The sequence below is a fragment of the Streptomyces sp. NPDC048331 genome, from assembly GCF_043201215.1.
Classification (GTDB): domain Bacteria; phylum Actinomycetota; class Actinomycetes; order Streptomycetales; family Streptomycetaceae; genus Streptomyces.
The window spans coordinates 1-10,099 of the sequence record NZ_JBICYT010000014.1; the positions used below are offsets into that span (position 1 = coordinate 1).

General features: G+C 69.5%; 7 protein-coding genes and 2 pseudogenes. 6 read left to right on the top strand and 3 right to left on the bottom strand.

From position 1 onward, the window contains the following. Nucleotides 1-679 precede the first annotated feature (679 nt). Together ACGFYY_RS20925 and ACGFYY_RS20930 are read left to right on the top strand one after the other, a co-directional pair. Nucleotides 680-1,084: a hypothetical protein gene (locus ACGFYY_RS20925; RefSeq protein ID WP_393711209.1), complete on the top strand. Its 405-nt coding sequence runs from the start codon at nucleotides 680-682 to the stop codon at nucleotides 1,082-1,084. A 58-nt stretch (nucleotides 1,085-1,142) separates the two neighbouring features. Continuing rightward, nucleotides 1,143-1,956: pseudogene (locus ACGFYY_RS20930) on the top strand (IS5 family transposase). A gap of 11 nt (nucleotides 1,957-1,967) precedes the next feature. On the opposite strand, the gene ACGFYY_RS20935 reads toward ACGFYY_RS20930, so the two are convergent. Continuing rightward, entirely contained in the window at nucleotides 1,968-2,315 is a 348-nt protein-coding gene (locus tag ACGFYY_RS20935) for a hypothetical protein (protein WP_393711211.1), read from the bottom strand. A gap of 84 nt (nucleotides 2,316-2,399) precedes the next feature. Next, entirely contained in the window at nucleotides 2,400-3,134 is a 735-nt protein-coding gene (locus ACGFYY_RS20940) for a hypothetical protein (RefSeq protein WP_393711213.1), read from the bottom strand. 151 nt (nucleotides 3,135-3,285) lie between these two features. Between ACGFYY_RS20940 and ACGFYY_RS20945 the strand changes: the two genes are divergently transcribed. Beyond that, on the top strand, nucleotides 3,286-3,657 hold the full coding sequence (locus tag ACGFYY_RS20945) for a hypothetical protein (RefSeq protein ID WP_393711215.1): 372 nt from the start codon (nucleotides 3,286-3,288) through the stop codon (nucleotides 3,655-3,657). Between the two features lie 13 nt (nucleotides 3,658-3,670). Here the strand turns inward: ACGFYY_RS20945 and ACGFYY_RS20950 are convergent. Further along, nucleotides 3,671-4,517 (bottom strand): annotated as a pseudogene (locus ACGFYY_RS20950) (IS5 family transposase). Nucleotides 4,518-4,838: 321 nt separating this feature from the next. Between ACGFYY_RS20950 and istA the strand changes: the two are divergent. From istA to ACGFYY_RS20965, 3 genes are all read left to right on the top strand, one after another. Next, a complete protein-coding gene (gene istA, locus ACGFYY_RS20955; RefSeq protein ID WP_393711217.1) occupies nucleotides 4,839-6,374 on the top strand; it encodes an IS21 family transposase in 1,536 nt (511 codons plus the stop codon). A gap of 98 nt (nucleotides 6,375-6,472) precedes the next feature. Continuing rightward, entirely contained in the window at nucleotides 6,473-7,297 is an 825-nt protein-coding gene (gene istB, locus ACGFYY_RS20960) for an IS21-like element helper ATPase IstB (protein ID WP_393711219.1), read from the top strand. Between the two features lie 1,039 nt (nucleotides 7,298-8,336). After that, nucleotides 8,337-9,962 (top strand): alpha/beta hydrolase, encoded by a 1,626-nt coding sequence (locus ACGFYY_RS20965; protein WP_393711221.1) that lies wholly within the window; start codon nucleotides 8,337-8,339, stop codon nucleotides 9,960-9,962. The last annotated feature ends 137 nt before the right edge of the window (nucleotides 9,963-10,099 follow it).

Here is a 10,099-nt window from a genome sequence, read left to right on the forward strand (position 1 = left end):
CCACCGACAGCAACCCCGACAACGGCCGGCGGCAGAGAACACCCCGACCGCCGACCACCGACCGGGCAGGACAGGACCAGGGACGAAGAGACACCCACGGCAGGCCCACCGACACGAACCACGACCACGAAACGGACCACCCCACCACCCGGACGACCCGACCGTCCCCCGACACAAGAACACCGACAACGACCGCAACCCACCACACCCGCACTCCCACGCCCCCGGGGAGAGCGGCACCCTCCGGAACGGACCACGCCCCCTCAGAACGACGCTCCGATCCCGGCCACCCGAGCCGACGGCCCCGCCCGACCCCCCGGCAACGGGCCTCGACCGCCACGGGCACCAACCAGGCCCAGGACGCCCACCACCACAGCGTCGAACCTCACCACCCGCAGGAACACCGACACGCGCACCGAACACGACACGACCCGGCCGGAACCCGACCGACCCGCCCGGCCCCTCCCGTGCACGACCGATCCGCCGACGACCACCCCACCGGCGCCAGCACACCCGCCACACCCACCACGCCCGCACCACCCGCATGAATCCCACCGGACCCGACAACCCCGCCCCACCGCAACACAGCGCCCGGTGGCCCCCGAAGCAGGTGAACGGCGGGAGTCGCCGTGTCCCGCTCGACGGACACCCCCACCACCACGCAGGATGAGGAACCGTGATGACAGTCCTGATCGTCGGCGTACCGGAAGGCCCGGAACTGGAACACCTACGGACACGGATCCAACGCAACCCCCACTTCCGAGTCATCTCCCACGCCCACACACCCGCCGTGGCCCTCGCCCACGCCCGAGCCCTCCTCCCCGACATCACCGTCCTCACCCTCCCCGGCACCCTCCAGGACAACCCCACCGCACTCGACGTCCTCCACGGCGTACGAGCCCTCGACCCACCCGGCGCCGTCGTACTCCGCACCCCCACAGGAACCACCCCCCACGACCCCGACAACCTCACCACCCCCGGAGCCGTCCACCACATCCGCACCAACGACACAGAAAGCCTCATACGAGCCCTCCACACCATCGGACAACGCCGCGCCACCTGCGACCCCGACCACACCCCCTAGGGCGCTTCTTTCCGATCATCGGATCGCTGCGCCGTTGACCGACGCGCAGTGAGCGCGGATAGAGCCGTTGTTGCCTGATCGGACCCGAGGCGAGGCGGTCGGTGGCGTGATCACCGGCAGGTGATCGATGCGATCGCGTGGAAGTTCCAGACCGGGTCTCAGTGGGTGCACCGCCCCGCTGAGTACGGCTCGTGGAAGGGTGTCTATACAAGGCTGCGGAACTGGGCCATCGATGGCACCTGGGAGCGGGTCTTCACCGCGCTTCTCGCCCAGGCCGATGCCGCTGGCGACCTGGACTGGGTCGTCGCGGTTGACTCCACGATCGTGCGCGTGCATCAGAACGGTGCCGGGGCTCGCAAACAGGGGCCCCGGCTGACGAACCTGCGGACCATGCGATCGGGCGCTCTCGTGGTGGGCTGACCACGAAGATCCATCTCGCTGCTGACAGCCGCTGTCGCCCGTTGTGTTTCGTGCTCACGCCCGGGCAGGCCGGAGACGCGCCGGCGTTCGATCACGTGATGGCTGCCATCCGGGTCCCGCGTCGAATTGGCAGGCCCGGGACCACACCATTCGTGGTGTCGGCGGACAGGGCGTACTCGTCACGGGCCATCCGGGACCACCTACGACGACGCGGAATACGGGCCGTGATCCCACAACCTGCCGACCAGATCGCCAACCGCAAGCGCCGGGGCCGCGGTGGCGGGCGCCCACCCGGATTCGACCGCGAGGCCTACAAGCGACGCAACACCGTCGAACGCTGCATCAATCGCCTCAAGCAGTGGCGCGGCCTGGCTACCCGCTACGAGAAGACCGCCACGGTCTACCGCGCCGGCCTCCTCATCGCGGGAATCTTCTTTTGGTCCGCCCGCTGAGAACACGCAGTTCACGGACGTAGGCATTCTCCTGGCGGGTCGAAGCAGACGAGTCCGTGCTCGCGAGCCAGCGCAGCGGCGTACTCGGACACTTCCTCAGCCTTGCCATAGGACATGAGCAGGTACACGATCGGGCCCGATGCCTCCTCGATGACCGGCGGTGACGCCCATACGACACTGCGGTCGTCGTCCGGGTATCGCGTGACGAGGGCTTCCACGTAGGCCGCAATGCGCGGCACTGGAGGCACGACAACCTGGTCCGACTCCAGGTAGCGCTCGTAGAGCTCGTCGTAGGTCGAGCCCGCTTGGTCGTCATCGAGTGGACGGTCGCCGTCCCACACCGCAAGGTCATAGCTCACCAGCGCATCGTCGCAGGCAGCAGTTCCGCCAGAGCCGGCAGGCCCTGCGATCGAGCCGCCAACAAGTGATCCGAAAGAGAGCTCCTAGCTGCAGTCCCACATGAACCGGCCTTCGAGGTGGTCGGAGCTGAGGAAGAGGAAGCCGGTTCCGTAGCCGAAGTTGAGGAAGAACGGGTCCTCCTTCGCCTCACCCCGATCCTCGAACTGGCAGAGGAACCGCCAAGATGCATCGATGCCGAAGGCCTCGTCGTTGGGGTAGATGGCCTCGCCCCCCAAGAAGTCCTTGGGCCAGTCCTCCTCGGGGTATTCGACGTCTGGGCCCTCGCCTCGCAGCCATCGAGAGCAGGCGGCGGCCTGGTTGGCTGCCTCGTCGAGTTCTGGCGACATCGGAGTCAGGTCTGTGAGCCATTCGACGGGAACCTCCGTGTAGTCCGGACCCCACCGCCACAGGGTCCGCCCCTGTGTGCCGAGGGAGCCGATCGACGCGAAGGGCGGTATCCGCCCACCCGGCTGGACCAGAACGACGGCCTCGCCGTCCTCCGGAGTGTCGCCGCCCATGACCACACCCTCCTCATGCAGGAACAGGTACGCGAGGCGCACCTCGTCTCCCGGCACTCGGAACTGGCCGATGAACACCAGGGGCTCGCCTGTACGGGGATGCTCTGGCCAGGCCCGTTCGTCCAGCCAGACCGGCTGCCCGCCGAACTTCGACACCGGTTCAGTAACCGGCTCGCGCGCAGCACGGAAGGACATCCGTAGCCGCGGCAGGAAGGCTGCATCGTAGGGGCCCGCGGCCCGGCCTGTCGGCTCGGAGATCATGCCCCCGACGCTACGACACCCCACCGACAGCACCCAGCCTGGGCCGACTCCTTCAGATCCTGCCCGACCTGCAAGATCCGAAAGAGACGGCCTTGGCCGTTTCCTTCGGATCACCTTCCACGGTCTTGCCCGGCCTGGATACGGTGATGGCATGACGACAATCCTGCGGCACCCCCGACCTGGATTCATGTGGGATTGGTGGGCAGTGGACGCTCAGGGCTTCCTCGTACAGTTCAGTGGCGGGCCTGCTCCTGAGCGTCTTCTGGTGCATGTGGATCGTGTCGACGCCGCAGCTGCATGGGCCGAGGAGAACTTTCCCGCGTGGTTCAACGATGCTCCCCCATCGCTTCACGCCTTCAACTGCAACGGCGAGCTGCCGGTCTACACCCGTAACAGCGTCCTGGGCTCCCCGTTGCGACTGTCCGACGCTCCGGCAGCCATCGCCGACGTTGCAGCCCTGGTTGAACTGCACAAGGCAGTGGGAGACGCCTGGACGGTTCACCTCGACCAGGGATGGGTCTAGGCAGCCGCTGGGGTCATCTGGCTGACCAGATGAAGATGGCGGCGATGTGGAGTCCGGCGAGGTGGATGGTGGCGGTCTCGTCGTATCGGGTGGCCGGACCGCGCCACTGCTTGATCTTGTTGATGCACCGTTCGACGGTGTTGCGCTGTTTGCAGGGCTCGCGGTCGAAGGTTGGCGGACGGCCACCGAGCCGGCCCCGCCGCTTGGGGTTCGCGGCCTGGTCGGAGGGTTGCGGGATCACCGCCCGGATCCCTGGTCGGCGGAGATGGGCTCGGAGGGCGCGGGACGAGTAGGCCTTGTCGGCCGGGACCACATCCGGGGTGGTCCTGGGTCAGCCGACCGGCCGGGGCACCCGCAGGTGGGCCATGACCTGGGTGAACGCGAGCGCGTCACCGGCCTGCCCGGGTGTGAGGACGAAGGCGAGCGGGCGGCATTGGCTGTCCGCGGCGAGGTGGATCTTGGTAGTCAGTCCGCCGCGGGATCGTCCGAGGGCATGGTCGTGCGGCTCGTCGGCCGGGGCCTCTTTTGACGGGCCCCGGCGGCGTGCTGGTGAGCCCGGACGATGGTGGAGTCGACCGAGACCATCCGGCCGAGGTCGCCTTCGGCGTCGGCCTGCGCGAGGAGGCGATGAAGACCTTGACCCAGGTGCCGTCGGCGGCCCATTTCCGCAGCCGGGTGTGGGCGCCTTCCCACGAGCCGAAATGCCCGGGCAGGTCCATCCACGGAGTACCGGTGCGGGACTTGTACGCGATCGCGTCGATCACCTGTCGGTGATCACGCCGACGCCAGCCCCGCTTTGGTGTCCTGTCCGGCGGTAAAGGCTCGATCCTCGCCCAGTGGGCGTCAGTCAACGACCGCATTAACCAACGATCAGATGATCCGAAGGAAACGCCCTATCACTCCCCGCAAGACACCCAGGACGAGTCCACGCCAAAGATCCCTTTTGCACGAGGGCCCGACGGGGTGAGAGCGGACAGCGCAAGATCCTTGTAGACGGACAAATCGGGTCTTGCTCTGCGGACAGTTCATCTCCCTGCTGGTAGGGCCGTTCGGGCGAAAGTCTGATCTACCGTCCTCGTTTCCGAACAAATGATCCCTCCGGCTGCTCACGCTCGGTGTTGACGACATCGAGTGAGTGAGTTCGGCCGGAGGGATCGTTGAGGAAGTCTGCCAGGGAAGTTATGGAAATCTTCGAGGCTCTCGACGCCACTGAGTGCGTCCACTCGGCTGCCGCGCTGGCGGGAGTGGACCCGAAGACCGTGCGCCGGTACGCACGGCTGAGGGACATGGGTGCCAGTGAGAGTGCGCGGGCGGTACGGGCGAAGAAGATCGATCCGTTCGTTCCGAAGATCGAGGAGTGGGTGGAGCGGTCGCAAAGCCTGGTCCGCGCCGACAAGCTCCACGAGCGCCTGCAACTGCTCGGGTTCACGGGCGATGAGCGCACGACCCGGCGTGCGGTCGCGGCGGCGAAGGAGCGGTATCGGGCCGGCAAGCGCAGGACGTATCGTCCGTGGATCACTGAGCCGGGGCTCTGGCTCCAGGCGGACTGGGGCTGGGGGCCGAAGGTCCCCGGTCTTGACGGCGAGCCGCGGCAGACGCTGTTGTTCTGCGCGTGGCTGGCCTGGTCGCGCTATCGCGTGGTGATCCCGACCTGGGACCGCACGCTGCCCACGTTGATCTCGTGCCTGGACGCGACGCTGCGTCAGATCGGCGGAGTGCCCACCTACGTACTGACCGACAACGAGCGGACGGTGACCATCGACCGTGTCGCCGGCGTTCCGGTCCGTCACCCCGAGGTGGTCGTCGCGGGCCGGCATTACGGCACGCAGGTCCACACCTGCGTGCCGTTCGATCCTGAGTCCAAGGGCGGCTCGGAGGCCACCGTCCGCATCGCGAAGGCGGACTTGGTGCCGACCTCGGCGAATCTTCGGTCCGGTTACGAGTCTTTCGCCGAACTCAGTGGCGCTTGCGCCTTGTTCTGTCACACGGTCAACCAGCGCATCCACCGCGAGACATTGAGGACGCCGGCTTCCGCGCTGGATGTCGAGCGGCTGCGGCTGCACCCGCTGCCGCCCGGCCCCCACACACTCGCGCTGGGTGAGTCGCGGATCGTCAAGAGCGATCAGACGGTCAGGTTCGGGCAGGTCCGTTACTCGACCCCGCCCGGCCTGGTCGGGCAGGAGGCGTTCGTCCGCGCGGACGGCGACGAGCTCGTCGTCGTGGTCGACGTCGGCCGGCTGCCTCACCGGCCGGAGTGGCTCCAGGGGCCGGCCGGGCTGACCGAGGTCGCCCGGCACAAGCTCTCGCTGCCGGGCAGGCCCGTGATCGTGAACGCGCACTACCCGGACCATCCGCAGGATCCGGCCGGTGGGCCCCGCCCGCCGAAGGTCAAACCGACCACCCAGGAAGAGGAAGCGTTCCTGGCACTCGGGCCCGGCGCGAGGCAGTGGCTGATCGAGGCCGCGGCGAACGGCGTCACACGGATGCGGGTCAAGATGGCCGCCGCGGTCGAGCACGCCGCCCTGGTCGGGGCGGGCGAGGTCGACGCGGCCCTCGGACTCGCGGCCGCGGCACGCAGGTTCGCCGACGACGACGTCATGTCCATCGTCCGCTACCGGGCCACCGGCGCCAGGCCCTCAGACCTGGTCGTCGCCGACGAGGCCCACTCGGTCCAGCCCGGGACCGGGGCCTGGGCCGCCTTCGGCCGAAACCCCTGAGCCCGGGCCTCCCCGCCGCCGCAGGCGGCGGCCGGGAGGTCTGTTCACCCAGGCTGGCACCGATCCGCGGTGCCGGCACGTCAGAGAGGTGCATCCAGATGACCACCACGCTCACCGACCCGACCACGGCCTGTGTCCCGACCCCGGTTCCGGCCCCGCCGGCGCCGCCCCCGATCCCGGCCGAGCTGGACGCGGTGCTCCGCCGCATGCGGTTCCCCTACCTGCGTGATGCCGCCCCCGAGGTCCTGGCGACCGCGCGATCGCAGCGGTGGGACCCGGCCGAGGTCGTGCGGATCCTGCTGGAGGCCGAGATCGCCGGACGCAGCGCGGCCACCAAACGCAACCACCGCAAGCAGGCGAACCTGCCCTCCGGCAAGACCTTCGACTCCTGGAAGGAAGCCGAGTCCTCGATCCCGGCGCCGACCCAGCAGGCGCTGATGACGCTGGAATGGGTTCACAGGGCGGAGAACCTCGCGATCGCTGGAGCCAGCGGCACGGGGAAAAGCCACTTCGCCGAGGCCCTGGCCAACAAAGCCATCGAGGAGGACATGCAGGTCGCCTGGTTCACCCTGGAGTCGCTGACCGCCACTCTGGGCCGGGCCGCGGTCGACAACTCGGTCTCCAAGACCGTCGCGAAGATCACCCGCTGCGAGTTGATCGTGGTCGATGACATCGGGCTGCTGCCCTGCGGCCAGGCCGCCGCCGAGGCGTTCTACCGGCTGATCGATGCCGCTTACGAGCGTCGCTCGGTGATCGTCACGAGCAACATCCATCCCGCCGGATTCGATTCGATCATGCCCAAGACACTCGCGACCGCGGCCGTCGACCGGCTCCTGCACCACTCACACATCGTCCTGACCGAGGGCACCAGCCTCCGTCTCGCCCAGGCCACCAGCGGCCAGGGCGTCGTCCCCCTCGCCTGAACCGGCGACGGCACGCGGGGCCCGGCCGGAATCCCAGTGCCGACCGGCCCCGAACTGCCCACCCCGGCCAGTCCACCGCGGCACTGGGAGCCCAACGGCCTGAGGCGAAGTGGGTCGACAGGCACCACGCACCTCACCAGATGCGCGGCCTCGGCCTGCCAAGGCCACCACGTCAGGAACTGTCCGGCGGATCTTGAGCCGCCAGCGTATGGACGGCAGTGGGGAAGTGCGGAGATTGCCTGGCACCGGCATGGTCGGGTCCCACCAGGCCCAGCCATAATGTGGGCATCTTCGGGCCGGGCGTAACTCGCGCTTCTGGCCTGTCAGCGGTCGGAGCGGAGCGGCACCATGGCATGGGTAGTAGGAATGGGCGGACTCTTGGGGCTGCTGGCGATCGCTCTGGGAATCGTGACACTGCGGACGGGGTGGATCCTGCCCACGGCGCGTCGCCACGTCTGCAGGCCGAAGCTCCACGGCCTTGGTGCCCTGCTCACGGGCACGTCTCCGCTTCTGCAGAGCCTCTTCTACTTTGGAATCTTGCCGAGCGTCTCCTGGGAGGCCCGTTTCTTCGGCGGAAACGCCTTCCTGCTCGGTGGGCTCCTCCTCATCGCTCTCAGTCAACTGCTGCCGCTTCGCCGAAACGCGGAGCACGCCGAACCCTCAGGCGCCTGAAGGCTGTCACCCGGTCACCACCCAGGGGCCCGCGCCGACACGACAGGCCCCACCAGGCCCGTCACCCCCACCCGAACAGGTGACAAAAAGTCATACCGCAGCGGGAGATGAACTGTCCGCCGGCAAGGACCACGAACTGTCCGTCCACCCGGACGGGGCAATGTCCGTGGACACGGGGCGGGACGTGTGGGGTGCCGGCCGTTCTACGTGCGGCGGACCGTCACGGTCCGGACGGCCGGGCTGCGGGGCGAGAGGTGCCGTACAACCCTGGCGGTAGTCGGGAATCAACTCCTGGCGGGCCGACAGGGACGGTGGCCGGCCGTTACGTTGTCGCCCGTTCCGAACATCCGTGACGGAGGAGCGCCGTATGACCCGTTTGGCCGATGACCCCCGCAGGCGCGTGGTGTGGGGAATATCCCTGGTCCTGATCGCGGTCACCGCGCTCCTGGCAGGCGTGCCCACTCCCGCCGGTGCCGCGGCCGGGGCGGCGGCACCGGCGGGAGTGGGCGCGCCACCCATCCCGGTGCTGTCCTGGGGTCCGTGCGACGGGTCGGAGGACGGCTTCGAGTGCGCGACCGCCCAGGTGCCGTTGGACCACCGCCGGCCCGCCGGACCCACGCTCGCCCTCGCGGTCACCCGCCGCCCGGCGACCGACCCGGCGCACCGCACCGGTGTCCTGGTGCTGCATCCCGGGGGACCCGGCAACTCCGGGGTGAACTTCGCCCGTAGCAGCTACGAGGCGCTGCCCGCGTCCCTGCGCGGCGCCTTCGACGTCGTCGGGTACGACATGCGCGGTGTGGCGCGCAGCGGCCAGGTGGAGTGCTGGAACGACGAGGAGTACGCGGCGGCGGTCGACGGGGCGCGCGGTGTGCCCGGGCCGGGGGCCCTGAAGGAGGCCGTGCGGCAGGGGGCCGACTTCGCCGCCGCCTGCCAGGAGCGCTCCGGGGACCTGGTGCCGTTCATCGGTACCGGGTCGAACGCCAGGGACCTCGACCTGCTGAGGCAGGCCCTGGGCGAGGAGACGCTCTCCTTCTACGGCCGCTCCTTCGGCAGTTACGTCGGTACCGTGTACGCCGCGCAGTTCCCGCGGCGGGTGCGTGCCATGGTGCTGGACGGGGCCTACGACCCGCGCCGCTACGCGGATGTGCCGTACGCGTACGACGCCGGGCAGTTCGCCGCCCTGGACGCGGCTGTCGGCCGGTTCCTGGACTGGTGCGGGCGTGATCTGGTGGCCTGCGGGTTCGGCGACGGCCGGCCGCGACAGGCGTTCGAGGAGCTGAAGCGGAATCTGGACGCCGACCCCGTGATCACGGCGAGCGGGCGTCCGGCCACCGGCTACACCCTTGCCTACCGTCTGATGTTCAACATCAACGCGGGCAAGGAGATCTGGCCGTACCTGGGACAGGCACTGCGCTCGGCGCAGGCGCGGCAAAGCTCGTTCCTGCTGTCGCCGCCCTCACCCGCGTCGTTCGACTTCCTGAACGTCAACATGGCCGTGGAGTGTGCCGACCGCCTCTACCCGAGCAGTCGGCCGCTGCTGGGTGCGCTGGTGGGCGCCGAGGCGGCGTCCGCGCCGTTGTTGGGGCCGCCGATCGGTCTGGGGCCGCCGACGTACGACCACAACCACGCACCCACCTGCGCCCAGTGGTCGGCGGAACGTCCGAGCCGTTTCCAGGGCTCCTACCGGGCGGCCGGTTCCGCCCCGATCCTGGTGCTCGGGACGACCGGGGACCCGGACACCCCCTACCAGGACGCCGTGGCGCTGGCCGGGACGCTGGACAGTGGACGGCTGCTGACCTTCGCCGCCGAGGGGCACACCGCCTACCACCGCAGCGCCTGTGTCAGCGCCCTGGTCGACGACTACCTCGCCACGCTCGCCCTGCCCGCGCGAGGCACCGTCTGTGCGGACGAGGCTCCCCCGGAGCCGTTCGGCCGCCGCACCGCGGGCATCGAGGTCGACGAGACGCGCGACGTGATCCCCGTTCTGCGCTGAACGCGCCCCCGGCCGGCGGGACGGAAGACGTGGGGGGGGGGGGGGGGGGGGGGGGCGGGGCGGGCGCGGGGGGGGGGCCCCCCCCCCCCCGCGGGGGGGGGGGGGGGGGCGCGCGTCGGAGGGGGCGCGTGTGGGGT

What these genes read in the sequence shown, in the direction of transcription:
- ACGFYY_RS20925 (WP_393711209.1), top strand. Translation starts at nt 680, where the DNA reads ATGACAGTCCTGATCGTCGGCGTACCGGAAGGCCCGGAACTGGAACAC.
- ACGFYY_RS20940 (WP_393711213.1), bottom strand. Translation starts at nt 3,134, where the DNA reads ATGATCTCCGAGCCGACAGGCCGGGCCGCGGGCCCCTACGATGCAGCC.
- istA (WP_393711217.1), top strand. Translation starts at nt 4,839, where the DNA reads ATGGAAATCTTCGAGGCTCTCGACGCCACTGAGTGCGTCCACTCGGCT.
- ACGFYY_RS20965 (WP_393711221.1), top strand. Translation starts at nt 8,337, where the DNA reads ATGACCCGTTTGGCCGATGACCCCCGCAGGCGCGTGGTGTGGGGAATA.
- ACGFYY_RS20945 (WP_393711215.1), top strand. Translation starts at nt 3,286, where the DNA reads ATGACGACAATCCTGCGGCACCCCCGACCTGGATTCATGTGGGATTGG.
- istB (WP_393711219.1), top strand. Translation starts at nt 6,473, where the DNA reads ATGACCACCACGCTCACCGACCCGACCACGGCCTGTGTCCCGACCCCG.